This is a genomic window from Nocardia sp. CNS-044, assembly GCF_059570515.1.
This window is the reverse complement of sequence record NZ_JCANSX010000007.1, coordinates 324,553-348,421: the sequence shown is the minus strand read 5'-3', so window position 1 is coordinate 348,421 and position 23,869 is coordinate 324,553. Positions and strand designations below refer to the sequence as shown.

Sequence of the window (23,869 nt, the reverse complement as noted above, 5' to 3'; positions counted from 1 at the left end):
TGACCTCTTCGAGATGCCGATGCGTCACCTCCGCCGACCACGCTCCGATCGGGGGACTCGGTTAGGCTTCCTCAGGAACTTCTGGCATCACTCACGCGAGGTGTGGCATGGACTCGTCGGCGGTCGCCGCGGCTGCTGGTGTGGCGACGGCGGTGATCGCGCTCGTCGCCGCGTCGTTGGTGGTGTGGCAGGTGACCGAGATGCGAAAGACGACCTACGCCAGCGCTTTCAAAGCGGTGTACGACATGCTGCAGGCGGAAGTGATCCGTCAGGATCGGCGTTTCGTCATGCGGGAATTGCGGATTCGCGACCTCGACACCTGGACCGAGGACGACATCCTGCGCGCCGAACGGGTCTGCCACAGCTACGACTGTGTCGCCATCATGTGCCGCAACGGGTTCATCCCGACCGACGTGGTCGCCGATTCCTGGGGCGATTCGCTTCGGACCTGCTGGAGCGTCCTGCGACCGCTGGTCGAGAAATACCGTTCGGACCGGGGCGCGCCCGAGTTGTGGGACGACTTCGCCTGGCTCGCCGGACGCGCCACCGAACTGCACGGGCAGCGGCAGTCACGGTAAGCCGCATCCCGGTCGCCACAGCCTTCGGCGGCGGGCACGCCGTTCAGCCGTGTCGCGACCGAGGCCGCGACCCGCGACCCTCGCGATGGAAACTCAGTAGGGCCGGTCGATGGTTTGCGGGACTTCCCATTCGTCGGTGATGTCGAGGGCGCGGTTTCGGGCCTCGCCGAGCAGGGCGTGCGAGTGCCTGCTGCGCTTGGTCAATTCGTAGCGGCGAGCGCCGAGGCCCGTCGTGGTCTGCAGCTCGTAGTCGAGGTCGTCGACCAGGTGGTGTAGCTCGTCGACCTGCGTGAGTGTGGGCCGGTCGCCCAGACTCTCGAGTTGGTCGATGACGTCGCCGAATCGGTCTTCCAGACTGCGCATCGCGCGCCCTCCCCTGTATCACCGTGTGCCCCTTGCTATCTCAGAGTAAGGCGGAATCGGGTATTCGGCGAACGATCGAGACGCGCACGTGCGGGTTCGGGGCCGAATACGGCGTACACCGCTCGCTTTGGCTAGCATCTGACCGAGGCGTACGGGTTTGGTGGACAGGGCGGAAGCTCAACGGCGGTACGGGAGCCCATGAATCAGATCTTGTTCTCGGCGATGATCGCGCTGGCGGTGTCGATCATGGTGACGCCGTTCCTGATCAAGGCGTTCGTCACGAGGAACTTCGGTCAGGAGATCCGCGTCGACGGACCGGCGAGTCATCAGGCGAAGCGCGGCACGCCGACGATGGGTGGCATAGCCATCATCGCCGGTCTGTGGGCCGGGTATCTCGGCTCGCATCTGATCGTGGTCCGGGACGGCGTCGATGGTCCGTCGGCTTCCGCGCTGCTCGTTCTCGGGTTGGCGACCGTCTTGGGTTTCGTCGGCTTTCTCGACGACTCCATCAAGCTGCGCAAGCGACGCAATCTCGGCCTGACCGCGACGGGCAAGTACCTCGGCCAGCTCGGCGCCGCCGTGTTGTTCGGCGTGCTGGCACTGCGATTCCCCGACGGCGCCGGGTTGACGCCCGCCAGCAAGCACATGTCCTACGTCCGGGATTTCAGCGCCGTGTCGCTCGGGCTTGTCGGGTTCCTGCTCGTCGTCTGCTTCCTCGTGGTGGCCTGGTCGAACGCCGTGAACATCACCGACGGCCTCGACGGCCTCGCCGCCGGATCCATGAGCTTCGCGCTCGGCGCCTACGTGATCATCACCTTCTGGCAGTACACCAACGCGTGCGCGACCGGGGTCGCCCCGGGCTGCTACGAGGTCCGGGATCCGCTCGATCTCGCGGTGGTCTGCGCCTCGGGCGTCGGCGCGTGCATCGGATTCCTGTGGTGGAACGCCGCACCGGCGAAGATCTTCATGGGAGACACCGGCTCGCTGGCCCTCGGCGGCCTGCTCGCGGGCCTCTCGATCACCACCCACACCGAGCTGCTGATGGCCGTGGTCGGCGCGTTGTTCTGTGCGGAAATCCTTTCGGTCCTGCTGCAAATCGTCGTTTTCCGCACCACGGGCAATCGGGTGTTCAAGATGGCCCCGTTCCACCACCATTTCGAACTCAGCAAGTGGGCCGAAACCACGGTGATCATCCGCTTCTGGCTCCTCGCGGGGATCGCCGCGGCGGTGGGGCTCATGCTCTTCTACGGCGAGTATCTCGCCGTCGTCGGCTGATCCTGGCCCTGCGTCCGTATGCCTCGGAGGCGTACGGAACCGAGTGCGGGACGAGTGCGGGAGTCCTCCGCCGCGGGCTACGGTGGAGGGATCATGGCCGATACACCGCGCAAGGCGCCGCGGCAGCGGCGGTCGAAGGAGACCGTGGACACGCTGCTCGAGGCGGCCGCGCAGATGTTCGGGCGGGAGGGGTTGGCGACGACGACGAACCGGATCGCCGAGCGCGCCGGGGTGTCGATCGGGTCGCTGTATCAGTATTTCCCCAACAAACACGCGCTGCTGCACGCGCTGGCCGAGCGGCACGTGGCCGAGGGGATGGCGCGGCTGGACGCGGTGTTCGCCGAGGCGCGTGTGACGCGGCCCGGGTTCGACGAGACCATGCGGGTGATCCTGGAGGCGGTAGTCGACCTGCACCGGGATCGGCCCGCGCTGCACGCGGTGCTGCACCGGGTCGCGCCCCGGTCGGCGGCGGAGGTGGCGGCGATGCGGGCGTTCGAGGACCGGCTCGCGGATGAGGTGGCGTTCCACCTCGTGCGCTGCGGCCGGGGTGGCGAGGACCCGAATTACTTGGCGCGCACCATTGTTCACGCCGTAGACGTCCAGCTGCATCGAGTGCTGATCCCACACCGGCTCGACACCGAACGGCTGCTGGAGCTGGTCCGCCGGATCACCGCCGATCCGGCGGCGTGAGCGCGGCCGTTTCGGCCAGCACCTCGCGCAAGGTCGTCGCCAGCAGGCTCAGGCCGGGTTCTTCGATCGGGAAATGTCCGCAGCCGTCCAAGAGAACGGTCCTGGTCGGTCCGGGGACCCTGGCCAGGAACCGGAGACTGAGCGACGGCGGTGTCCACCGGTCGGCCGCGGGGTGCACCAGGGTGACCGGTGTGGCGGTGAACTCCTCCGGCGGGGTGTGCCGGAAGTTCAGGAAGTCGGCGAGAAATCCCAGCGGGACGTGCGCGCCGCCGCCCTTCGGGTCGCTGCCGCACAGGTCGGAGAGGGCCGGGTCGAGGCTCATGTTCCGCATGTCGACCAACCACCTGATCGGCACCCGAAGCCCGGCCAGCGGTGTGAGCGATCGCAGCAGTAAGGGAGCGAAGCCGCCCGTGAACGACCAGCGTGCCGCGGCACGCCGAGCCGCGGGGTCGGAAGGGTCGAGCAGGCAGGTGGCGACGACGTGCGCCACCGCTCGCGTCCGCGCGGCGGTCTCGTAGGCGAGCATGCCGCCCATGCTCGCGCCGAACAGGATCAACGGCCGTTCGTCGAATTCTGTTTCGGCTAGGACGAATTCGCTGAGCAGGTCCACCCAGTGGGCGTAGCGGACCGAGTTCGGCTCGGGTTCGACGGTGTCGCCGTAGAGCGGCAGATCGATGGCCATCGCTTCGACGCCCTCGCTCGCGGCGAGCGCGGCGAACGGCCAGAGCAGTCCCGCGTGCCCGCCCGCGCCGTGGACGAGCAGCACCCGCACCGCCGCATCGGGTCGCGCCGCTCGGGCGACGTGCACAGTGCGCCCGCGCCACGACCACCAGGTGGAGATCGGTTCGAGCAAGGGTTCGCGTCGATAGTCGGCGGGCAGGAATTGGGCGTATCGCAGGTATTCCATGTATTCAGGCTCGGCCCCGGCGTCCATGCGGACAACTCGCATTCGACCCGGTCGGTTCCGCCGTAGACGACCCCGCTGACCTGCGAAGATCGGCACCCCGCGAGCCCGCGCGACCACCGGCTCACATTCGGACCTTCAACCTTGCCGCTCACGCACTCAGACGGGGGCCTCGGTGCGCCCGCCGATGGGCCGGGCAGCCTGCCTTGCGTCGAACTCGGGCGAGTCGGAGCGCGGATCGAGTTGTCTCACAGCGGAATCGGCGTCGCGCTGCTAGAGTCTCGCGCAAGCCCGAGGGAGGTGAGGCTTGGTGATCGTGGGGCGCGCCGAGCTGCTGGAACTGATCGACACCCTGGTGCGGGTTCCGCGGGGAAACACCGAAGAAACCGGGAATCCCGTACTGGTGCTGGAAGGGTACGGTGGGTCGGGCCGCACCACCGTGCTGGAGCAGGTGCTCGACCGGTGGCAGCGACGGACCCCGACCGTCCTGGTCCGGCCGTTGGAACGCCCGTACGACCCGGATAACCCGGCCCGCCCCGTGCTCGCCGCGGCGATGCTCGGCCTCAGCATGGATCTGCCCGGCTTCCCGATGGCGTTTCCGCGCATCGTGGTGGCGCAGATCGCGATCAACGAGAATTTCACCGAGATTCCCGCGACCGAGCATCGAGAACGGTTGCGCACGGCGCTGAATCGGTACCGGGACCGCGCGACGCTGGTCGCTTTCATCGGCGATCTGGTCGGTTTGGCCGGCGCGCAGGCCGCCAACATCAAGCTGCCCGGCGCCAGCATGATCGCGCCGACCCTGAGCCAGCACCTGTCGAACCTGGTGGTGGGCAGGCTGACTCGCGGCAGGCTGATCACCAAGATCACCTGGGGTTCGGCGGTCTCCTGGTACGGACACCAGGATCTCGGCCTGCGGGCCGACGCCGAGACGGAGCTCATCGAACTCGGCATCAAAGCGGCCAGCGAAGACGCGGCCACCAGGCGCGGCGTGGACAACCTGCTGATCAGCGCCTTCCTCGCCGACCTCCGGCACAGCGCGGCGCGGGTCGCCGGAAGACCGTCGAATGTCGTTGTGCTGCTGGACGATGGCGACACCCCGACCGCGATCGCCTTCACCAGCGCACTGCTGCGTGCGCGCGAGGCGATGACCGCCGCCGGATCCCCGCTGACGGATCCGCTGACGCTCGTCACCACCAGCTCCGGCGTGCTCGCCGAGGAACTCGACGGACAGGTCCCCGCGCCGGTGACGTGGACGCCGCGCCGACGCGCCGATCCGTCCGAGCGGAACCCGTGGGCGCGGTTGCGGATCGACGACTTCACGGAGTTCGAGGTGAAGACCCTCGCCAAGGACGTCACCTCGATCGAGGCGGACCGGATCGGCGAACAGGTGTACCGGCTGACCGGCGGCCACCCCGCCGCGACGGCCTATGTGCTGGATCGGTTGCGGCAGCGTCGGCGGTCGGTAGACGACCTGGACGACCTGTTGCGCGACAACCACGCGGGGCCGGGCACCGCCGTCCAACGCCACCTGCTCGGCATGTTCGCCAAGGATCTGCACCCGCGCAAGCAACTCGACGAGGACACGCTCGACGCGCTCGTCACGGTGTCGGCGGCGCGCACCAAGGGCGACGCACTCCGGTTGGTCACGCTGTTGCCCTCCGGGATCGGGGAGCGTTCGCCGGTGTTCCGATCTCCGTCGCTGTGGAGCGGGCCGACCGACAGCGCGGTGCTGCCCGCCTTCGTTCGTCGCATGGGCCTGCGCGAACTGGCGGTGCGCACGAACCGTCACCCCGGTTGGGACCGCGTGTTCGGAAAGCTGCTCGACACAGCGCCTTCCGGCGATCGCGCGAGCAGGCTGCACTACACGCGGCTGCTGCACGGTGGCGCCGCCATCGTCGACGAACTGGCTGAGTTGCTGCCGAGCACAGCCGCTTCCGAGTGGTTGTCGCTGTTCGACAAGATCGTGGAGATGTCCGATCCGCGCAGGCCGGATGCCGGTCTCGTCGACGGCCGCGACCACGCCGCGAGTCGCGTCGAGCACATAGCGGTGCTGCTCGCGGTCGTGCCCGCAGTGGAATCGGACCTGCGGATCACCGTCGCGGAGCGCAGGGAGATCCTCTGCGCACGGGCGGCGCACAGCTTCGAACGCCTCGCCGACCACGCTACGGACCGAAGCCCGTTCCTGTTGCGCGCCAACGACTACCACCATTGTGTGCGCCGAACCCGTTGACCCGACCTCGATGAGGAGCCCGCTGTGGAGTCGCGTTACTGGGCAGGCATAGTCCCGAAGCGGCGAAGGCCCATGCCGCGACCCTGGACCGACTGGGTGCGGCTGGGTGTAGTCGTGATCTTGGTGGTCGGCGCGGTGAGCGGGTTCGCGGCCCGTGAGCCGTTGCGGCGGTTGGCCACCTGCAACGACGGTTTGCCGAGCACGGCGGCGTGGGCGGCGGGCGGCCGGTGCGTCGGATTGTCGGAGGGCCCTTATGCTTTCGAACTGCCCGCGTTCGAGCACGTCATGCGGGTCATCGATGAGCAGAACCGCACCGCCGCCGACGGATGTCCCGGCACACCGGTGACCGTCGGTGTGCTGCTGACCATGACCGACCAGCTGGCGGGCAGTCGCGCCGTGCACGAGCTGGAAGGTATGGCCGTCGGCCAGCGCCGGGCGAACGCCACCGGATGCGTGCATCCGATGCGTCTCGTCGTCGGCAATCTCGGTGACTACGGACCCGAGGGCGACGCCGTGGCGGTGGCGCGGAAAATGGCGCAGCGCGGCGACGTGGTCGCCGTCGCGGGCATCGGTCTCAGCGACCAAACCACGGCCGAGGTCGCGGATCTGCTTGCCGCCGAGAAGATTCCGATGGTGTCGGACGTGGTCACCGCCGAGGGCTTCGACCAAGCCGGTTCCGCCGGCGACGATCCCGACTTCACCCGGTGCGACGAGAACATCACCTATCCGCGGGGAGTCGGGAAGGACTACTACTATCGGGTCGCCTTCCGTGTCGCGGTGCAGGTCCGCGCGTTGGGTGCGGTCGCGCCGACCAGGCCCGATTTCGTCATGGTTCCCACCGGTGGGTCGGACCCGTATACCTGCACGACGTTGCCCTTCCTGCACCGCCAGTACGGCGGCGAGTTGCTCGAGGTGAAGTTCGACGCCGAAGAGCCGACCACCGTTTCGCAGACGGCGCGACGGGTGTGCGCGACGGCCAAGGACGTGACGATCGCGTATCTGGCACGCGGTCGCGACCTCGGTCGCCTGCTCTACGACCTGGACGTTTCGTACACCAACGGGCAGTGCGCGGCCACCTCGATCACGGTGCTCAGCACCTCCGACGGAAATCGGCTGCGCACCGCGGAATCCGATGCCGCGCTGGAGGATTTGCGTGGCAAGGCGCTGAGTTCGCCGAGCTTCGTCGGCGGACGCGTCCGGGTGCTGTTCACCCTCGTCGCGGGGGCCGACGGACCCGAGCAGGACAATCCGCAGTGGGCCCTGTTCGAAGAGGCCTACACCGCAGCGGGATTCGATCTCGCGCACGTCGGCGACGGCTGGGCGGTGAACGCCTACGACGCGCTGAGCACTGTCGTCGCCGCCGTGCGCGCGCTTCCTGCCGCGTCGACGGTTCAGCGCAGCCAGGTCAACATCACCCTCGGTGGTTTCACCTCGCCCGAGCTCGCGGTGGCGGGTGCGGGCGGCCCGATCGTTTTCGACAACAGCGGCAACCGGGCCGGACCGGATCCCGCGGTGGTGCGGCTGTGCCCGGCGGGTGAGGTCGGCGGCAGGCCGTATGTGCCGACCGTCGAGGCGAAGCCGGGCGAACCGATCCCCGAGTGCGTCCGACCCGCTGCGTGACGGGTCCGGCGTGCATGCCATCCGCCGCCGCTCTGCGCACGCGGGTATGGCCTGATTCATCAAGGGGCGCTGGGCATTCGGCGGTGTCGCGTTGGTGTCGGCGGTGCGTGATACGGTACGGCGCGAACGGCGACAGGTCGTTCGTCAGGGGTGAGGGGGAGTGGGCGAGTCCGCCACGTGATCCGGGTTTCGGGTAGCCGATCGTCTCGCGTGTCGGGGCGCGTGTAGGTCGGCTGTCCGTGGATTCGTGGCGAGCCTTCCGCCGATCGGGCGCATCGAGTTACACCGGCCGACCGCGCCTCGGCCACGCATGAGGAAGCGTGAACATGAACTACCGCAACAAGCTGACGCAGCTCCTGCTGACGGCGGCGTTGGCGACGGGCCTCGGCGCGGCGTTTCCGGCCACCGCGCAGGCGCAGGGGATCGCCTATCCCGGCATGACCATCACGACGGGCGAGAGCATCTGCTCGGTCGGCGCGACCGGACACATGGGGGATCAGCAGTACGCAGTCACCGCCGCGCACTGTTTTCAAGAAGGCCGAACCGTCTACGACGAGAACGGGAGGGTGATCGGCCGATACGAGCAGAGCCACGGCGACGACGCCACGATCGGCGGGCTGGGCTTCGCGCTCATCCGGCTGGCCGCCGGGGTGGGTGTCTCGGCTTCGCTCGGCAACTTCGGCATCGAGTCGACCTACACCGATGCCCAAGTGGGACAGGAGGTCTGCCACGTCGGCTGGGCGACCAACTGGACCTGCGGCCGGGTCACCGAGGTGGGCGCGACCTTCTTCGTCGCGGATTTCGTGGCCGACCGGGGTGATTCGGGCGGCATCGTCTACTTCCCGACACCGGAGGGCCGCGCGGCCTTCCTCGGCATCGTGATCGGCAGTCTGGAATCGGGTGGCGTGCTGGTCGAGTCGGCCAACTATCTGCGCGACACCATCGACGCCCACGCTCAGGGCCCCGATCACTTCCGGTGGTACGTCGAGTGAATCGAGGGCGGGAAGAGCGGTGCCGAATGTCCCGCTCTTCCCGCGCGATTCGCTAGCGGCCCTGGTGGCTGTGCTGGCCGCCGAGTCGCTTGGCCTCGGTCGGCTGGGCCGCGGCGCCCTTCTTACCCGCTTCGCTCGCCCTTCTCGGGTCGTTGTCGAAGCTGCCGCTGCTCGCCTTGCCGCCCAGGCTGGCGATCTTGCGCTGCTGCTCGGAATCCATTGCCGCGAAACCTCGTTGGTTGTTTGCCATCGTCATCCTCCCTCGGAAGGTCGGCGGTTGCGTGACGCGGTCTCGCGCCACCACTCCTGGCGCTACCCGGGGGCGGCGGAGGCAAACACGCGCCCGGCTATCGATGGGCGCTCGCATGTTGGGGGACCGTTGCGGCAGCCTTGTCGTTCTGCGCACGACGATCGCGCGTTCCAGCGACCGCGAAATCCCTCGCGTCGTGAGGTGAATCACGCTCTGCTGGAGCGCTTTCCACTCGAGCGGCGGCATTCGCGGGTACCGCCTACCCTCGACACCAGCGGGGCGGCCCGGCGGAAGGGGAGCAGTCATGGGACATGTCGAGCACAAGGCGACCGGTGCGGCGCCGGTGGATTTCGTATTCGAGTACATCGCCGACTATCGGAATGTGCCGAAGTGGATGTTCGGAGTTCGTCATTACACGCCGGTCGGCGAGCAGACCACCGGCGTCGGCGCGGTGTTCGACACGGCGCTGCATCTCGGCCCGACCACGTTGCACATGCGCGCGGAGGTCACCGAATGGGTAGACGGCGCGAAGGTCTCGCTGCACGCGATCAAGGGCATCGAGGGCACGGTCCACTGGAGTTTCCAGGCCATCGATCCGACTACCACCGAGATCGGCGTGGTGGTCGACTACCGGGTACCCGGGGGATTCGCGGGCCGCGCGCTGGACAAGATCATCCAGGCCTTCGTCGGCCCGGCCATCCGGCACACCGAGAAGAGTCTGCGCGAGCAGGTGCTGGCGGGTTATCGGGAATCGCTCGGCGAGAACGCCTGACAGGACGGGCCGGGAACGCCCGGGTCTCCGAATTCCCCGGGCGCCGAGAACCCCGGGCCGTGGGTATGCGGACGCTGGTGATCTCCACGGGACGCGTCAGGCGCGCCGTACAGCGGAACGGCGCGCCTGTCGTGGTCGGGGTTCATCGATCGCCGGGCAGAGCCACGGACCATCGACCTCCGTGACGGGTCGACCCAGCTCGGTTCACGCCCGCACGGACTCCGACTCCGGTTCCGAATTCGGTTCCGCGACCGGGGTCTTCCGCGCCCGCAGCAGCAGCATGCCGAGCACGGCGGCGGCGATGCTGAAGCCCGCGCTGATCCAGGCGCCGCTCGACATGGCTTCGGTGAACGCCGTCTTGGCCGGTTCCTCGAAGCCGAGTTGGAATGCGGCGCCGATGGATTCGCGCGCGGCCTCGGGCGCGTCGGCGGGCATGTTCGAGGTGAACACACCGGCCAGCACGCTGCCGAGCACCGCGATGCTGATCGCCATGCCGACCTGTTGGAGCGTGTCGTTCATGGCCGAGCCGACGCCCGCGTGCTCCAGCGGAATGGCGCTCATGATGGCGGCGTAGGCGGCCGGTCCCGCCAAGCCGCCGCCGACGCCCATCACGAGCATGCTGACCAGGACCCACGTGTACCCGCTGCCGAGAGCGAGGATCGCGAAGGCCAGCCCCATGACCAGCAGACCCGACACGATCAGCGTCTTGTTGCTCAGCTTCTTGCCGAGAGTCGCGCCGAGCCCGTTGCACACGGCCGCGGCCACGGCGTACGGCAGCAGCGCCAAACCCGCCTTCATCGGGCCGTACCCGAGCACGAACTGCAGGTACTGGGTGAGCATCAGCATGATCGCTCCCATGCCGAAGACCATGAGCAGCAACGTCAGACAGGTGCCGGTGAAGTCTCGGTTGCGGAACACCGCGAGCGGCAGCATCGGATGCGCCGAGCGGCTCTCCCACGTGACGAATCCGAGCGCCGAGACCGCCGCCAGCGCGATCACCGGGATGTTCCATTCGCGTTCGATGATGACGTAGACGGTCGAGACGAGCGCGACGATCGACAGCAGCACGCCGACCAGGTCCACCGGCCGCTGCTCGCCGGTGGTCTCGGGCATCAGCACGAGCGCGGCGACGATGGCGAGAATCGCGACCGGAATATTGAGCAGGAACACCGAGCCCCACCAGTAGTGCTCCAACAGGAAGCCGCCCAGCGTGGGGCCCGCGACGATGCCGACCATCGAGACGGTGCTCCAAGCCGCCATCGCGGTGCGCCGTTCGTCCTCGGCGAAGGTGGTCATCAGGATGGACAGCGTCGATGGCATGAGCAGCGAGCCGCCGACACCCATCGCGGCTCTGGCGGCGATCACCTGCCAGGGTTCGCTGGCGACTACCGCGGCGAGCGAGGCCACGCCGAAGACGGCCAAGCCCGTGACGAGCATCCGCCGCCTGCCGAACCGGTCCGAGAGGCTGCCCGCCGTGAGCAGCAGTCCGGCGAAGACAAGCACGCCAAGCAGTTCACTTCGATATGGACCCGCGAACCCCGGCAGCCGAGGGGGTCGGGGTTGGATCGCGCGCAGATCGTCGCGGCGGCGCTCGAGATCCTCGATTCCGAGGGACTGGACGCGTTGAGCATGCGCAAGATCGGCGCGAAGCTGAACGCGGGTGCGACCAGCCTGTACTGGTACGTCGCCAACAAGGACGAACTGCTCGAACTCGTCCTCGACGAGTTCTGGGGGATGCTGCACGCCCCGGAATCGGAACAGGCGTCCTGGCGCGAGGTGCTCACCACCTTCGCCTACAGCCTGCGCGGCAGCATGCGTGCTCACCCGTGGGTTGCCGGGCTCGTCGGTCACATCCCGAGCATCGGGCCGAACGCGATGCGCGTCAGCGATCGGTTGCGGCGGGCGTTCACGGAGGCGGGCTTCCAGGGTGTCGACATCTACCGTGCCAGCGGCACGGTGATGTCTTTCGTTCTCGGCCAGGTGCTTCCGGAGATCGCGTATGCCAAGACCTACGGCGAGGACTACGACGCCGAGAGCGTTTCGCAGGTGATGAGCAAAGTCGCCGGAGACTATCCCGAGATGTTCGCCGACTACCGCGATGTCGCGCAGACCGACCCGGAAGTCGCTCGCGCGCTCGGCTTCGATTTCGGGCTGCTGTGCGTGCTCGACGGGCTGGAGTTGCGCCTGCGCGACGGTGACCGGTCGCGTCTGCGGAAGTGACGGCGGCGCACGGGATCTCGTAGCCGGACGGGCGCGGCTGGAGCAACGAACGCCTCGCGTGCCCGGAAGGCGTTGCGGTCGATCCGATACCGCCGGTTGTGGAACCGCGGTCGGTCGACTGCGGTTCTGCCGTACGCTGAGCCGGTCGCGGCGACAGGAGTTTTCGGTGGGCACAGTCTTGGTCAAGGGGCAGAACGGGCCGGTGGCCGCGGGGCGAGTCGTGGTGTCCGTGCGCACCGAGGCGGTGGTCGACGTGTCGGCGCTGCTGGTCACCGAAGCCGGGACGGTGCGTTCCGACGCGGACTTCGTGTTCTTCAACCAGCCCGTCGCACCCGGCGTCGAGCTGACGTCGGGTTCGCCTGCCGCACTGGCGATATCGCCCGCCGACCTACCCGACGAGATCGCGCAGGTGCGCGCGGTGCTCACGCTGGACGACGCCACCTTCGGACGATTCGCGCCTCCCGTCGCGACCGTCGCGGACGAGCTGGGAAATGTGCTGTACGAGTACGAGATCGAGGGACTCGACAGCGAATCGGTGGTGATCGCGCTCGAGCTCTACCGGCGCGGTCCGCAGTGGAAGGTGCGCGCGGTCGGGCAGGGATACGCGGGCGGGTTCGCCGCGCTGGTCACCGATCACGGCGTCGTCGTGGACGACGAGCCGTCGCCGAGCGCCGCCACCGCGCCGCCGACAGTGCCCGAGGTCCGCACTGTGCCGGGCGAGTCGAAACTCTCGTTCGAGAAGCGCGCCGTGCTCGACCTGCGCAAACGCGAGGTTGCCAAGATCCTGATCGACCAGAACGCCATGGGCATCCGCGCCCGGGTGGTGCTCGTCATCGACAAGACCGGCAGCATGCAGAAGCAGTACCGGAACAAAGTCGTGCACCGCGTGGTGGAGCGGATGATCCCGATCGCCACCCAACTGGACGACGACGGGACGCTCGAGGCCTACCTGTACGCGCTGTCGTACACGAAGCTGCCGGATATCGAAGTGGCCGAGGGCGATCGCTGGTCGGAGACCCACCTGCATCTCAGCGGCACGCACGCGGGTATCGACTACGGCGCCCTCGGCGGGCGCAACGACGAGTTGCCGATCATGCGCGCCGTCATCGATACGCTGCGCCCCGGCGATCGGCCGACGCTGGTGCTGTTCTTCACCGACGGCGGTTTCGCCAAGAAGCCGGAGATCACCGCCCTGATGCGGGAAGCCGCACGGCTGCCCGCGTTCTGGCAGTTCGTCGGGCTCGGCAAGGCCAACTACGGGCTGCTGCGCAGCATCGACGAGATGGACGGCAGGCTCGTCGACAACGCCGGGTTCTTCGCGCTCGACGACATCGACAGTGTGGACGACGCACAGCTCTACGCCAGGTTGCTCGGTGAATTCCCGCAGTGGCTGCGCGCCGCGCGTGCCGCGGGCGTGACGAGTTGAGTCGCGGCGTTCAGTCGTCGGCGACGATCAGCCGATCACCGCGTTCATGATGGTGCCCGCGCTGGTGGCGACCACGCCGCCGATCATCGCGCCTGCCACCATCTTCGGCGACTCGAGCCCGCCTCCGGTCCATTTCTCCCAGGCGAACCGGCCGCCCGCGTAGATGATGCCGCAGACACCCGACAGCAGAACGAACCAGGTCAGGTAGCGGACGAGCTGCAAGATCTTATCGGACACCGGCGGCGCCTCGGGCGTCGGATTGCCGATCTGCGCCAGGGTGTCGTATGCGACGGCCAGGATCATCGTTGTGCTGCTCATTCCGGGTTCGGGACAAGGAGAATCGCTGAATGGATGGTATCCGGTTCTCCGGCGTGCCGCAGATACCTCACACCCGTGGCGCGGTATCTTCACCACCCCGACGCGGCTCCTGGCGGTCGGACTCTCGCCTCAGTGCGGCACGTGGCACGGACACGGTCGTCACCGTGGCGCGGTATCAGCTCGGCGCTGCCTCCGTTGTCTCCGGCGCGGTCGTCGTCAAGCTGCCGGGCGATCGGCCGATCGGTGGCCGCGGCAATGATCTTCGACCATGTCGAGCAGGCCGTCGATCGCTGCCAGTGAAGACCATGGGTTGTGGCAGACCAGGTCCGGATACTCATCCGACAATGCGACGAAGGCGGAGTCCGCCGCCGACCAGTGCACGTGGATGGACGATAGGCAGATCTCTCGAGCGACGGAAGTCATGACGGTCCTATGCCCCCTGAACGAATTGCGGCCCAGTGGTGCAATTCAACGCGGTAACTGTCATGACGGCGTTGCTATTAGCGATTTCTCGACGGCTGGGTAGGGGTATTTCCGCTTTCGTGGCGGGTCGCTGCGGTCGGGTGATCCGTCGTCGAACGCATCCTCGTACAGCGCGTCCCACGTGTCCTGGCGCGACAACATCGTGGCGGTGCGCAGTCCGAGTCCGGTAAGCGCGAAGGTCTCGGTCGCTGGGTACCGCTGGTCCAGGCTTCCCGCACCGTCGCCGAAGACCAGACCGTGCGCCGCCAGCCTCCGTAATCCGCGCACCACCGACCTGTACCCGCCGCCGATGTCATCGAGCTCGGCCACGGTTCGAGGCCGACGCGAGAGAGCATCGAGCAACTCCACCAGATACGGGTGGCTGAGCGTCTTACGCAACTTGTCCAACTCGGCAACACTGATCATCGGCACGACTACCTCGGGGGTGCATACGTTTCGGTTTCGTGAGGGTATGAAGAGCCGCGACCGGCGAGGCGGTTCCTTGACGGAAACTTGCGGAGCGTCGGCTCACTCTTGACGAATTCCCTACGAGGCTCGGCAGACATGCGCGAAGCCCCGTGGCGCGTAGTGGGCGCGCCACGGGCTTCGGGTTTTCCAGCCTCGGTTTCAGTCCGGGATGGGCGATTTCAGCGCTGGTTCGGTTTGTGGCCGTGGTTGGCCTTCTTCTTCCGGCTGGCCCGTTTCTTGCTGGAGCGTTTCGACATGGGATTCGGCTACCTCTCGGTTTCTCTTGCGGTCAAGCGGTGGTGTATTGCTGGTTGGTCCATGCGGCCAGCCGGGCTCGGGCACGTGAATTGCGCACCAGCGCAGCCGGGCGCGCCGGTCGGGTGCCTTCGTAATAGCTGCCGTTGACGACGGGGGCGCCGGAGGCGCTGTACATCGCAAGCAGATCGGCGGCGTCGTCCATCGGCGCGTCCACGTGACTGCGAAGCTGGGGCATGTCGATTTCGAAGTCGGCCGGGTGCACGCTCACCGCCGTCAGGCCCTCGGGACCGGTCTCGGCGAGCGTCCGCGTGAACATGGTCAGCGCCAGTTTGGATTGCGCGTAGACAGCCAGTGGCGTGTAGATGCCGCGATTGCGGTCCAGATCGGAGTAGTCGATGTTGCCGCTCAGATGCAGCGGAGACGACACGGTCACCACCCGGCCCCGCGCCGCCGCGACGGCGGGCGACAGCGCCGCGATCAAACGCTGCGGTGCGAGGTAGTTGATTTGCAGGGTCGTCTCGTAGCCGTCCGCGGTTCGTGAGCGGCGTTCGCCGCCCGCAACCGAGGCGGCATTGATCAGCGCGTGCAGGCACGGCACCGTCGCGGCCAACGTGGCGGCGAGTTCGTCCACCTCGGTGAGGTTCGAGAAGTCGGCGTGCACGATGTGCAGCCTGGCGACCGGAATGCCGGTCTGCACCAACGCTTCCAACGCCTCCTCGGCGTGTTCTTTGTCGCGTGCGTGCAGGATGACGGCGGCGCCATCGGTGGCGAGCCGTCGCGCGGCCGCGAAACCGAGACGGGTGTCGACGCCGGTCACCATGGTGATCCGAGCCGCGGACAGAGATTCGAACATAGCTCTCCTATCGAGTGAGCGTGCGACCGCCGTCGATCGACGGCAGACGAATCCGCGACGAGTGATCACCGATCAACGCGCGGAGACTTGGAATGTCTACGGCAGCTGCCGTAGGCATAGAGGCGCCCCGTGGCAGTAGAGGACCGGGGCGAAAAGGGGAGGTGTCAAGCCGGACTCGGCGGCTCGTCCTCACTTCCGAAACCGAAAAGTTCCAGCGACGACGGCAACTCGTGCGCGACGCGGACCGAGACAGCACCGGACGACGTGCGCAGAGCACGCAGAACGTCCGGAGTGGGGGTCATAGTCCGATATAAAGGCCTCGCGGTAGCCCGGGCAAGGTTCTTCGCTCCGGATTGACGAATCCTTTGCGCTGGAAAATGCCACCGCGCCCGGCTCGCCGTAGCCATGCTGTCGCTGTGGCGTAGGCATCGTTGTGGCACAGCGCCTTGCGAGCGACCGGGTCCGTCCGGATCATGGGTGGGACGTGGTGGTCGATGCCCGGCCGCCGTGAAACCGGTGAATCCCGAGGTAACCAACAGTGAGCATGATCTTGATGTCGGTCGGGGACACGTATTCCACCCTGGCGCAAATCGGTAACCCGACACCCGAGGCGCCGCCGTTGTCGGACAAACTCATGCAGTTCGTCCGGTACGCGACCTGGTTCGCGCTGCTGTCCGGCATCATCAGCATCATCTACGCGGGCGGCCGCTTCGCCTGGGAGAAATGGTCCGGCGGGGCGCTGCAGTCGCCGAAGATGGTGGCGGGCGCGATGATCGGCGGTGTCGTCGCGACCAGCGCGGGCACCATCATGAACGCCGTCGTCGGAAGCTGACCAGAGACCGACCGGTACGAACTTTTTTCGAGCCGTGGTCCGGCGGGCGCTCAGCCCTCCCAAGTCCAGCGCGGCACCGCGCGGATCGGATGCAACTCCTCGTCGGTGCTCGCGTGCGAGTTCTGCTGCGCCACTTCCGCGCCGAACTCCACGTGCGAGCGCACCGCGTCGCGGAACGCCGCCGACTCCAGCAGGCCCGCCTCCTCGAACGCCTCCATATACAGTTCGGCGAATCGCTCGCGCTGCTCGTCGGTGATCTTCAGGTGCCGGTGCACCGCGATGAGGTAGTCGAACCCCAGTTCGCGGCTGAAGCGATCCGGGCCGCCGAACGATTCGGCGGTGAACCAGGTGAGGTGATCGACGTGGTGCGGGCGACGCTCGGGGAACAGCGACTTCAGCACGGGGTCGGCCAGCACCTTGTCGTAGAAGGCGGTCTCCACCCGGCGCAGCGCCTCCTCGCCTCCGACGTGTTCGTACATGCTCGTCATGGGTGACCTCCCGACTGGCTGCGACTGCTACCCATTAGAGGCCCATGCGTCGCGGAATGCGCCCGGTTTCGCCGAGAGCGGGTCCGAAATCCGTGGTTTCTCAGGGTGTTTCCCGATTCTCTCGTCCGCGTTCCTGCCACACGATCGATACGACCGGATCGAGACGAGGAGCTGAGATGACAGATCGAGCCAAGGACGAGGCGCTGGTCCGCGAGGTGGTGGCGCGCGCCGCGCGGGCATGGGACGCCAACGACGCGACGGCCTACGCGGCCGAATTCACCGAGGACAGCGACTACGTCGCGTTCGACGGGACGCTGCTGCGCGGACGGGAGGCGAACCGCGCCCTGCACGCCGGGCTGTTCGACGGTGTGCTGTACGGCACCAGGATGGAGGGCACGATCGAGTCGATCCGCTTCCTCACCGGCGACGTCGCCGTCGTGCACCTCACCGGATCCGTGGTGTTCGCCTGGCAGCGCGAGGTGCCCAAGGGCCGTCGCTCCCGCAATACCTGGGTGCTGGTGCGCACCGCGGACGGCTGGCGCGTCGCCGCGTTCCACAACACCCGGGTGCGGCCGATGGCGGGGGAAGGGCCGGTGGTGCGGTTGTTCGGCAACTACGTGCGCTGGCGGACCGCACGGGCACGAGCGCACGGGTAGCGGAACAACGTCGGGGCTTCAGATCCGCGCGCCCTTGGCGCGATTGCAGGCACGACAGAGGATCTGCAAGTTGCTCGCGCTGGTGGCACCGCCGCGACTGAGCGGGATGACGTGGTCGAACTCGAGGTAGTGCGCGCTGGCGCATTCGACGCACTTGCCGCCGTCGCGCTGCCACACTTCGGCTTTCACTTCCTGCGGGATGCTGCGCGTGTCGCGCTGGCCAGGCGTGAGCACCAGCCGTTTCGCGACCCGCAGCGCGCCTTCCAGCGCGGCGGCGACGTAATCGGGGTCGGCCACCTCGAAGGTCGCGCCGCCGCGGGCCGAGGTCGCCGCGAGCACCACGACGCCCGCCTCGACGTGTACCGAGACGACCCTCGACCACGGCATCTCCACGCCGGCGCCGGTGCCGACGAAACGCAGTTTCTTGTTGCTGGCGATCAGCCTGCCCTCGGTGACCTTCGGCCCGCGGGCCAGCTGTCGCACATGGGTGGCGACCAGGTCGAGGTGCACCTTCTCCTCCGGGTCCAGGTGCAAGCCGGGCGTGCGGACCACCGGCAGATCGCCCTCGCGCAACCGGCACAGCGTGCGACCGCGGTGCATCCGCCTGCGTAGGTCCTCGATGAGCGGTCCGTTCAGCGCCAGCTCGGCGACGGCGCGTTCGAAGAGGTCGTACTCCGACTGCTGGATCGCCCCGTCCGCGAACGCGAAAGTGACCAGCCGCTCGACGTAACTGAGCCCGACCTCGCGCAACGCCGTGCGGCCGATGTTCTCGTCGATGCGCTGGTAGCGCAGCGACGCCCACAGCGCCTCCCACGGCTCGCCCTGCGGCCCCGAGCCGATCAGCACCCGCCAGGCCCTGGTGTGCCAGTGGGTGAGGAATTCCTCGATCTCGGCCTCGCAGTACTGGCACGGTGCGGACCCGCCGAACAGCTTGCGCCGCAGAGGGTTTCCGCAGCGTGGGCAGGCGCGCGGGCCCGGTGGCGCGGTGCGGTAGGTTGCCGAGGTCCATTCCGAGCCGTCCCACCAGCGCATGCGGGACGGGTCCTCGGGGTCCGAATGCCAGTCGGCGCGTTCGGGATTCGGTGGCGGCGGTGGTGGCATCGGTTGCCGCGATCGCCGCGTCAGGTCGACGTGCTGGTCGGCGCGCGGCGGTCGGTCCGCAGGGTATGGCTCCGACATCGCGGATACGCCCGGGCTCGCCGGTTCTCTGGCTCCGGTGGATTCCTGACTGGTCCGTCTGGATGGCGCCGGTGGGTCGACGGGATGGCGTGGCGCGACACTCCCTTGACGGGCGGGGGTTTCCGCGGCGCCGACGTGTTCGGCGCGGTGCGGCACGTCCTCCGGTAGCTGCCGCGCGGGGTAGGGAGCACCCGAAGGCAGGTGCCGGTCGGGTGCGGAGTCGGCGGTCCGCGTGCCGCGTGCGACGGCATCGTGCGCGCCGGACCGCGTGGTGCCACCCGGCTCGTGCACGGCGGGCCGCCGCGCCGGGCGTCGGGGCGACTCGTCGACCGCGACGCCGAACTCGGTGACCAACCCCGCCAGCCCACTGCTCCAGCCCTGACCGATCGCGCGGAACCGCCAGCGGCCCTCGCGCCGGTAGAACTCGCCGAACATCATGGCGGCCACCGCGTCGGCGTCCTCGATGTCGAAGCGGGCGACCGGGCCGTCGGCGGCGAAGACCGTCACCGTCAAACCCGCTATGTCGCCGAATGTTCCGTGCTCGAGGGAGCCGCTGACCACGATCCGGTCCACCTCGCTCTCGGTGCGCGGCAGCGAGACGCTCAGCCGCGCGGTCCCCGGCGCGGGCTCCTGATCCAGCGTCACCGCCTGTGACACGTGCCGAGGCGCGTTGTAGAACACCAGATCTCGGTCCGTGCGCACCGCGCCCGACCCGTCCAGCAACAGTGCGTGCGCGTCGACGACATGCTCCGACCGCCATGAAACGACTACGGCTAGAAGGGATGTCGGTACCGGCGCGTGCGCGCCCTTGCTCAGTTTCATCGTGCTCGAATATTGCCACGACCCTCCGACACGCCGAATTCGCGAGGTCCGCGCACGGGCGCGCCGAGGGCGACACAGACCGAGCGGTCCGGGATTTACCGGGGTTCCGGCGTTCGGTCGGGCACAGTATTTCTATGACTACCCCGAAGGGGTCGGGCCGCAAGAAGCAGACCCCGAAGACGACGGGACCGCGCGTCCCCGGCGCCGCGGAGATCCTGGCCGCCGCGCAGACGGCGGTCGAGGCGGCCCAATCGGCCGCTGGTCAGGCGCTGGAGTCGGCGCAGCTCACCGCCGGACACGCCTTCGACGCAGCCATCCGGCTACCACCGGCCTCGGCCCAGCTGGCCGCGCAGCTGCCCGATCTGATCGAGAACCTGACGATGGCCATCGACCGGCTCAACGCGACCATCGACCGGTTGGACCGGACCCTCGCGCTGGCCGACCCGGCCTTCGCCGCCTACGACCGGCTGCTGCCGCGACTGGAGGCGATGATCGCCCTCGGTGAGGACGTGCTCGGCAAGCTCGCCAGGTTGCCGGGCATCGCCATGCTCGGCAAGGTGACCGGATTCAGCGGCAGGCGGCCCGGCGAGGAGGAGCCGCCGCCGCCCGAGCGACCGAAGCGGCGTCGCTGACTCAGCGGACGGCGGCGCGATAGGTGGCCGCCGCCTTGAGCAGCACCTCCCGGAACTCCTCTTCCGGGTCGGAGTCCAGCACGATCGCCCCGCCCGCGCCGATACGCCACTCGCCGCCGTGTCGCACGGCGGTGCGGATGACGATGTTCAGATCCGCGGTGCCGCCGAGCCCGAGGAAGCCGATGGTGCCGGAATAGACGCCGCGCGCCTCGGTCTCCAGTTCATCGATGATCTCCATGGTGCGCAGTTTCGGCGCGCCGGTCATGGAGCCGCCGGGGAAACAGGCGCGCAGACAGTCGATCACGTCGACATCCGGACGCAGCGTGCCGCGCACCGTCGAAACCAGTTGATGCAGCGTCGTATACGTCTCGGTGGCCATCAGCTTCGGCACGTGCACGCTGCCGATCTGGCAGACGCGGCCGAGATCGTTGCGCAACAGGTCGACGATCATCAGGTTCTCGGCCCTGGTCTTCGGGCTGTCGGCGAGTTCGCGGCGCAAGCGCTCGTCCTCGGCGGGGTTCGCGCCGCGCGGTGCGGTGCCCTTGATCGGCTTGCTCTCCACGGTGCGCGCCCGGTCGATCTTGAGGAAGCGTTCCGGTGAGGAACAGGCGATCTCGAGGTCGTCGAAGCGCAGGAACGCCGCGTACGGTGCGGGGTTGCAGCGGCGCAGCGTGCGGTAGAAGTCGAGGCCCTCGGTGTTGGCGGCGACGGTGAGGCTGTCGGTCAGGCAGATCTCGTAGGACTCGCCCGCGTGCAGCCGGTCCAGGCAGACGCCGATGTCGGCGAGATAGCGCCCGCGACCGCGGGTGAGCAGCCCCTCGACCGCCGCGATATCCGAATCCACTTCCAGCGTGGGCGGATTCGACCAGGTGGGCAGGGCGGCGAGCGCCTCCGCGGTGTCGCGCAGCCAGTCCGCGGCCGCGCGCGCGGTGTCGGAGCCGGGATCGGTGAGGGCGAGCAGATGGGTGCGCCCGGCGACGTGGTCGACCACCACGAGCCGATCGGCGAAGATCCACTGCGCGTCGGGTGTCGGTGCGCGGTGCGCCGCGTTCGCGCCGCAATCGGCCTTCACCTCGTAACCGAGATAGCCGACGTATCCGCACGCGAAGTCGAACGGCAGGTCCGGGATTTCGGCGGTGCGCCAGCGCAATTCGGCGGCCAGGTAGTCGAGCACGTCACCCGCGACGGTGCGTCGGCCGCCGTCGGCGGTCTCCACGACCACCGCGCCGTCGCCGACCCGGTACCGGACCACCTCGGCCAGCGGCCCGCTCGCGTCGCCGAGGAAGGAGAACCGGTCGAGCCCGGGTTCGACGTGCTCGCTGTCCAGCCAGAACGCGGTCGGGGAATCCCGGTAGAGGCGAAGGAACGCGGCCTCGGTGTCGATGGCCCGGTCGAGGATCTCGTGGCGCAACTGCCAAGGTCGCTCGGGTTCGCCTGGGCGATAGGGGCTTTCGGTGGACGGGTCGGGCTCCGGCGGTATCCGCCCCGTCTTGATCGAACCGGGGCCGAGGTCGATCGCCGTTCTCTCGGTGGTGAAACCGGACGTGCGTGTCGAATCCTGCGCCGTGCTCGGATCGCCCGGTCTGGTTCTCGCGGCGGCGTCGACCACGGCCCCGCCGCGGGGCGGTCTGGAGCGCGCGAGCGGCATCGCGTTGCGGATCTGTGGCGCGTCGGCGATCGCGGGCGGGCGATGACGAGCCGCGCGGGGTTCGGCACGCTCGACGGTCGCCGTCGCGCCGCGCGTGGTTTGCGCGCCTCCGACCCGTTGTCCCCTGGCGTGTTCGGTCCGTTCGTGGTGCGCCGCCGTGAGTTCGGCGAAATTGCGCAGCAGCGCCGCGCCGTACTCGCTGGCAATGGACTCGGGATGGAACTGCACGCCCCACTGCGGTCTGGCGCGGTGCCGCACGCCCATGACGACGCCGTCGGGGGTGCTCGCGGTGATCTCCAGCTCGGCGGGCAGCGGCCGGATGGCGCTCAGGGAGTGGTAGCGGACGGCGGTGAAGCCCTGCGGAAGACCGGCGAACAGCTCGCGGTTGTCGTGGCCGACCTCGTCCAGATAGCCGTGCCGCGCGATGGGTGCGGGCGCGACGAGACCGCCCGCCGCCACGACGATGCCCTGGTGGCCCAGGCACACGCCGAGCAGCGGGAGTTCGACGGTGGCGATGACGGCAGCGGAAATGCCCACGTCACGGGCCACATCAGGGCGACCGGGTCCGGGGGAGACGACGATGTTGTCGAAACGGTGCAGGCCGAGCCGGGCCGGGTCGTCCACCTCGTCGTTGCGCACGACCGTCGGCTCGACGCCGTTCACCTCGCTGATCAGCTGATACAGGTTGTAGGTGAACGAGTCGTAGTTGTCGATCAACAGCGTGTGCATGGTGTGCCAAACCCTACGCCTGGCAGGTCGACACGAACTGTTGTCACGTGCCTTCAGTTGGCGTGGGCGGGTGGTGCAGAATGTGGGCATGTCTGTTGCGCAACCGGTCGAAGTGGATCGCGACGTCGTCGATTTCGCGATCGTCGGGAAATGGATGGAAGAACAGGGCCTGCCCGGCGGCGCGTTCGAGGAGGTGACTTCGCTCGGCGGCGGCACGCAGAACATCATGCTGCGGTTCCGTCGCGGCGGCCGGGACTACGTGCTGCGGCGCGGACCGAAGCATCTGCGCGCCAAGAGCAACGACGTCATCCGCCGGGAGGCGCGGCTGCTCGGCGCGCTCAGCGGCGCGGGCGTGCGCGCGCCCGAGGTCATCGCCGCGTGCGCCGACGAGTCGGTCATCGGGGCGGTCTTCTATCTGATGGAGCCGATCGTCGGTTTCAACCCGCAGAACGAACTGCCCGAGTTGCACGCGAAGGACCCCGAGATCCGGCGGCAGATGGGACTGTCCGCGGTCGAGGCCATCGCCCGGCTCGGCGCCCTCGACTACCAAGCGCTCGGCCTGACGGACTACGGCAAGCCCGAGGGATTCCTGGAGCGCCAGGTGCCGCGCTGGCTCGGCGAGCTCGAATCCTATTCGGCCAACGAGGGTTACCCCGGACCGCAGATTCCCGGCGTCCAGCAGGTCGGGGAGTGGCTGTATCGCCACCGGCCCGCCGACTGGACGCCGGGCATCCTGCACGGCGACTGTCATCTGGCCAACATGATGTTCTCCTACGAGGGCCCCGAGGTGGCCGCGATGGTGGACTGGGAGATGTCCACCATCGGCGATCCGCTGCTCGACCTGGGCTGGCAGATCGCGACCCGGCCGGAGCCCGGCACCACCGGCGCGGCGCTGGTCGGCAAGCTCGGCGCCGTCGGCGGTCTGCCGACCCCGGAGGAGATGGTCGAGCACTACGGCCGGTTCTCCGATCGCGACCTGAGCCACGTCACCTGGTACACCGTGCTGGCCTGTTTCAAGCTGGGCATCGTGCTGGAGGGCACGCACGCGCGCGCGTTCGCGGGCAAGGCGCCCAAGCAGGTCGGCGACTTCCTGCACGCCATCACCCTGGAGTTGTTCGAGCGGGCGCACCGCCTGATGGAGTGACGGACCGGATCTCGACGAAGCCTGGCCGTATATGGGTGGAAATCCATATGCGGCCAG

The 23,869-nt window shown here is 68.3% G+C and carries 25 protein-coding genes; 13 read left to right on the top strand and 12 right to left on the bottom strand.

The window, feature by feature from the left end:
* Positions 1-107: 107 nt before the first annotated feature.
* Positions 108-578 carry a DUF4760 domain-containing protein gene (locus T333_RS16375; RefSeq protein WP_496424979.1) on the top strand — a complete coding sequence of 157 codons (471 nt, stop codon included), beginning with the start codon at positions 108-110 and terminating at the stop codon, positions 576-578.
* A 93-nt stretch (positions 579-671) separates the two neighbouring features.
* On the opposite strand, the gene T333_RS16370 is transcribed toward T333_RS16375, so the two are convergent.
* Positions 672-941, bottom strand: a complete 270-nt coding sequence (locus tag T333_RS16370; RefSeq protein WP_355000690.1) for a hypothetical protein — start codon at positions 939-941, stop codon at positions 672-674.
* A gap of 198 nt (positions 942-1,139) precedes the next feature.
* Between T333_RS16370 and mraY the strand changes: the two genes are divergently transcribed.
* Both mraY and T333_RS16360 read left to right on the top strand, forming a co-directional pair.
* Entirely contained in the window at positions 1,140-2,216 is a 1,077-nt protein-coding gene (mraY, locus tag T333_RS16365; RefSeq protein ID WP_355000689.1) for a phospho-N-acetylmuramoyl-pentapeptide-transferase, read from the top strand.
* 93 nt (positions 2,217-2,309) lie between these two features.
* Positions 2,310-2,906: a TetR/AcrR family transcriptional regulator gene (locus tag T333_RS16360; protein ID WP_357252061.1), complete on the top strand. Its 597-nt coding sequence runs from the start codon at positions 2,310-2,312 to the stop codon at positions 2,904-2,906.
* Here T333_RS16360 and T333_RS16355 read toward each other — a convergent pair.
* On the bottom strand, positions 2,884-3,813 hold the full coding sequence (locus T333_RS16355; RefSeq protein WP_355000687.1) for an alpha/beta hydrolase: 930 nt from the start codon (positions 3,811-3,813) through the stop codon (positions 2,884-2,886). The two genes, T333_RS16360 and T333_RS16355, sit on opposite strands and share 23 nt — an antisense overlap.
* A gap of 304 nt (positions 3,814-4,117) precedes the next feature.
* Here T333_RS16355 and T333_RS16350 point away from each other — a divergent pair, with 304 nt between their 5' ends.
* From T333_RS16350 to T333_RS16340, 3 genes are all read left to right on the top strand, one after another.
* Positions 4,118-6,043, top strand: a complete 1,926-nt coding sequence (locus T333_RS16350; protein WP_496424978.1) for a hypothetical protein — start codon at positions 4,118-4,120, stop codon at positions 6,041-6,043.
* Between the two features lie 72 nt (positions 6,044-6,115).
* Positions 6,116-7,663 carry an ABC transporter substrate-binding protein gene (locus T333_RS16345; protein ID WP_496424977.1) on the top strand — a complete coding sequence of 516 codons (1,548 nt, stop codon included), beginning with the start codon at positions 6,116-6,118 and terminating at the stop codon, positions 7,661-7,663.
* Between the two features lie 326 nt (positions 7,664-7,989).
* Positions 7,990-8,655: a trypsin-like serine protease gene (locus T333_RS16340; protein ID WP_355000684.1), complete on the top strand. Its 666-nt coding sequence runs from the start codon at positions 7,990-7,992 to the stop codon at positions 8,653-8,655.
* Between the two features lie 52 nt (positions 8,656-8,707).
* Here the strand turns inward: T333_RS16340 and T333_RS16335 are convergent, their stop codons facing one another.
* Complete coding sequence (locus tag T333_RS16335; protein ID WP_355000683.1) at positions 8,708-8,905, bottom strand: con-10 family general stress protein; 198 nt, start codon at positions 8,903-8,905, stop codon at positions 8,708-8,710.
* 304 nt (positions 8,906-9,209) lie between these two features.
* Between T333_RS16335 and T333_RS16330 the strand changes: the two genes are divergently transcribed.
* Positions 9,210-9,677: an SRPBCC family protein gene (locus T333_RS16330; RefSeq protein ID WP_355000682.1), complete on the top strand. Its 468-nt coding sequence runs from the start codon at positions 9,210-9,212 to the stop codon at positions 9,675-9,677.
* A gap of 204 nt (positions 9,678-9,881) precedes the next feature.
* Here T333_RS16330 and T333_RS16325 read toward each other — a convergent pair whose 3' ends face one another.
* Positions 9,882-11,180 carry an MFS transporter gene (locus T333_RS16325; protein ID WP_357252073.1) on the bottom strand — a complete coding sequence of 433 codons (1,299 nt, stop codon included), beginning with the start codon at positions 11,178-11,180 and terminating at the stop codon, positions 9,882-9,884.
* A gap of 57 nt (positions 11,181-11,237) precedes the next feature.
* Here T333_RS16325 and T333_RS16320 point away from each other — a divergent pair, with 57 nt between their 5' ends.
* Positions 11,238-11,897: a TetR/AcrR family transcriptional regulator gene (locus tag T333_RS16320; RefSeq protein ID WP_496424976.1), complete on the top strand. Its 660-nt coding sequence runs from the start codon at positions 11,238-11,240 to the stop codon at positions 11,895-11,897.
* A 166-nt stretch (positions 11,898-12,063) separates the two neighbouring features.
* Positions 12,064-13,323 (top strand): vWA domain-containing protein, encoded by a 1,260-nt coding sequence (locus tag T333_RS16315; RefSeq protein WP_355000679.1) that lies wholly within the window; start codon positions 12,064-12,066, stop codon positions 13,321-13,323.
* A 27-nt stretch (positions 13,324-13,350) separates the two neighbouring features.
* Here T333_RS16315 and T333_RS16310 read toward each other — a convergent pair whose 3' ends face one another.
* The 5 genes from T333_RS16310 to T333_RS16290 all read right to left on the bottom strand — a co-directional run bounded on the left by T333_RS16310 (position 13,351) and on the right by T333_RS16290 (position 15,682).
* Positions 13,351-13,626 (bottom strand): hypothetical protein, encoded by a 276-nt coding sequence (locus T333_RS16310; RefSeq protein ID WP_067786073.1) that lies wholly within the window; start codon positions 13,624-13,626, stop codon positions 13,351-13,353.
* A gap of 231 nt (positions 13,627-13,857) precedes the next feature.
* A complete protein-coding gene (locus T333_RS16305) occupies positions 13,858-14,064 on the bottom strand; it encodes a hypothetical protein (RefSeq protein ID WP_496424975.1) in 207 nt (68 codons plus the stop codon).
* 60 nt (positions 14,065-14,124) lie between these two features.
* Positions 14,125-14,529 carry a hypothetical protein gene (locus T333_RS16300; protein ID WP_496424974.1) on the bottom strand — a complete coding sequence of 135 codons (405 nt, stop codon included), beginning with the start codon at positions 14,527-14,529 and terminating at the stop codon, positions 14,125-14,127.
* 221 nt (positions 14,530-14,750) lie between these two features.
* Positions 14,751-14,828 carry a 50S ribosomal protein bL37 gene (locus T333_RS16295; RefSeq protein WP_496425310.1) on the bottom strand — a complete coding sequence of 26 codons (78 nt, stop codon included), beginning with the start codon at positions 14,826-14,828 and terminating at the stop codon, positions 14,751-14,753.
* A 32-nt stretch (positions 14,829-14,860) separates the two neighbouring features.
* Positions 14,861-15,682, bottom strand: a complete 822-nt coding sequence (locus tag T333_RS16290) for an SDR family NAD(P)-dependent oxidoreductase (RefSeq protein ID WP_496424973.1) — start codon at positions 15,680-15,682, stop codon at positions 14,861-14,863.
* A 538-nt stretch (positions 15,683-16,220) separates the two neighbouring features.
* Between T333_RS16290 and T333_RS16285 the strand changes: the two genes are divergently transcribed.
* Complete coding sequence (locus T333_RS16285; RefSeq protein WP_355000675.1) at positions 16,221-16,514, top strand: hypothetical protein; 294 nt, start codon at positions 16,221-16,223, stop codon at positions 16,512-16,514.
* Between the two features lie 50 nt (positions 16,515-16,564).
* Here T333_RS16285 and T333_RS16280 read toward each other — a convergent pair whose 3' ends face one another.
* Positions 16,565-17,002 carry a globin domain-containing protein gene (locus T333_RS16280; RefSeq protein ID WP_355000674.1) on the bottom strand — a complete coding sequence of 146 codons (438 nt, stop codon included), beginning with the start codon at positions 17,000-17,002 and terminating at the stop codon, positions 16,565-16,567.
* A gap of 176 nt (positions 17,003-17,178) precedes the next feature.
* Between T333_RS16280 and T333_RS16275 the strand changes: the two genes are divergently transcribed.
* Positions 17,179-17,658 carry an SgcJ/EcaC family oxidoreductase gene (locus tag T333_RS16275; protein ID WP_496424972.1) on the top strand — a complete coding sequence of 160 codons (480 nt, stop codon included), beginning with the start codon at positions 17,179-17,181 and terminating at the stop codon, positions 17,656-17,658.
* Positions 17,659-17,676: 18 nt separating this feature from the next.
* Here the strand turns inward: T333_RS16275 and T333_RS16270 are convergent, their stop codons facing one another.
* Positions 17,677-19,659 carry a TerD family protein gene (locus tag T333_RS16270; protein ID WP_496424971.1) on the bottom strand — a complete coding sequence of 661 codons (1,983 nt, stop codon included), beginning with the start codon at positions 19,657-19,659 and terminating at the stop codon, positions 17,677-17,679.
* 134 nt (positions 19,660-19,793) lie between these two features.
* On the opposite strand from T333_RS16270, the gene T333_RS16265 reads away from it, so the two are divergent.
* Positions 19,794-20,291 carry a hypothetical protein gene (locus T333_RS16265; protein WP_496424970.1) on the top strand — a complete coding sequence of 166 codons (498 nt, stop codon included), beginning with the start codon at positions 19,794-19,796 and terminating at the stop codon, positions 20,289-20,291.
* A gap of 1 nt (position 20,292) precedes the next feature.
* On the opposite strand, the gene pabB is transcribed toward T333_RS16265, so the two are convergent.
* Positions 20,293-22,668 (bottom strand): aminodeoxychorismate synthase component I, encoded by a 2,376-nt coding sequence (gene pabB / locus T333_RS16260; RefSeq protein WP_496424969.1) that lies wholly within the window; start codon positions 22,666-22,668, stop codon positions 20,293-20,295.
* A gap of 88 nt (positions 22,669-22,756) precedes the next feature.
* Between pabB and T333_RS16255 the strand changes: the two genes are divergently transcribed.
* Positions 22,757-23,812, top strand: coding sequence for a phosphotransferase family protein (locus T333_RS16255; RefSeq protein ID WP_496424968.1), 1,056 nt, complete (start codon positions 22,757-22,759; stop codon positions 23,810-23,812).
* The last annotated feature ends 57 nt before the right edge of the window (positions 23,813-23,869 follow it).

Coding starts and splice junctions, on each gene's coding strand:
- T333_RS16375 (WP_496424979.1), top strand. CDS start 108: ATGGACTCGTCGGCGGTCGCCGCGGCTGCTGGTGTGGCGACGGCGGTG.
- T333_RS16370 (WP_355000690.1), bottom strand. CDS start 941: ATGCGCAGTCTGGAAGACCGATTCGGCGACGTCATCGACCAACTCGAG.
- mraY (WP_355000689.1), top strand. CDS start 1,140: ATGAATCAGATCTTGTTCTCGGCGATGATCGCGCTGGCGGTGTCGATC.
- T333_RS16360 (WP_357252061.1), top strand. CDS start 2,310: ATGGCCGATACACCGCGCAAGGCGCCGCGGCAGCGGCGGTCGAAGGAG.
- T333_RS16355 (WP_355000687.1), bottom strand. CDS start 3,813: ATGGAATACCTGCGATACGCCCAATTCCTGCCCGCCGACTATCGACGC.
- T333_RS16345 (WP_496424977.1), top strand. CDS start 6,116: ATGCCGCGACCCTGGACCGACTGGGTGCGGCTGGGTGTAGTCGTGATC.
- T333_RS16340 (WP_355000684.1), top strand. CDS start 7,990: ATGAACTACCGCAACAAGCTGACGCAGCTCCTGCTGACGGCGGCGTTG.
- T333_RS16335 (WP_355000683.1), bottom strand. CDS start 8,905: ATGGCAAACAACCAACGAGGTTTCGCGGCAATGGATTCCGAGCAGCAG.
- T333_RS16330 (WP_355000682.1), top strand. CDS start 9,210: ATGGGACATGTCGAGCACAAGGCGACCGGTGCGGCGCCGGTGGATTTC.
- T333_RS16310 (WP_067786073.1), bottom strand. CDS start 13,626: ATGATCCTGGCCGTCGCATACGACACCCTGGCGCAGATCGGCAATCCG.
- T333_RS16305 (WP_496424975.1), bottom strand. CDS start 14,064: ATGACTTCCGTCGCTCGAGAGATCTGCCTATCGTCCATCCACGTGCAC.
- T333_RS16300 (WP_496424974.1), bottom strand. CDS start 14,529: ATGATCAGTGTTGCCGAGTTGGACAAGTTGCGTAAGACGCTCAGCCAC.
- T333_RS16295 (WP_496425310.1), bottom strand. CDS start 14,828: ATGTCGAAACGCTCCAGCAAGAAACGGGCCAGCCGGAAGAAGAAGGCC.
- T333_RS16290 (WP_496424973.1), bottom strand. CDS start 15,682: ATGTTCGAATCTCTGTCCGCGGCTCGGATCACCATGGTGACCGGCGTC.
- T333_RS16280 (WP_355000674.1), bottom strand. CDS start 17,002: ATGACGAGCATGTACGAACACGTCGGAGGCGAGGAGGCGCTGCGCCGG.
- T333_RS16275 (WP_496424972.1), top strand. CDS start 17,179: ATGACAGATCGAGCCAAGGACGAGGCGCTGGTCCGCGAGGTGGTGGCG.
- T333_RS16270 (WP_496424971.1), bottom strand. CDS start 19,659: ATGAAACTGAGCAAGGGCGCGCACGCGCCGGTACCGACATCCCTTCTA.
- T333_RS16265 (WP_496424970.1), top strand. CDS start 19,794: ATGACTACCCCGAAGGGGTCGGGCCGCAAGAAGCAGACCCCGAAGACG.
- pabB (WP_496424969.1), bottom strand. CDS start 22,668: ATGCACACGCTGTTGATCGACAACTACGACTCGTTCACCTACAACCTG.
- T333_RS16255 (WP_496424968.1), top strand. CDS start 22,757: ATGTCTGTTGCGCAACCGGTCGAAGTGGATCGCGACGTCGTCGATTTC.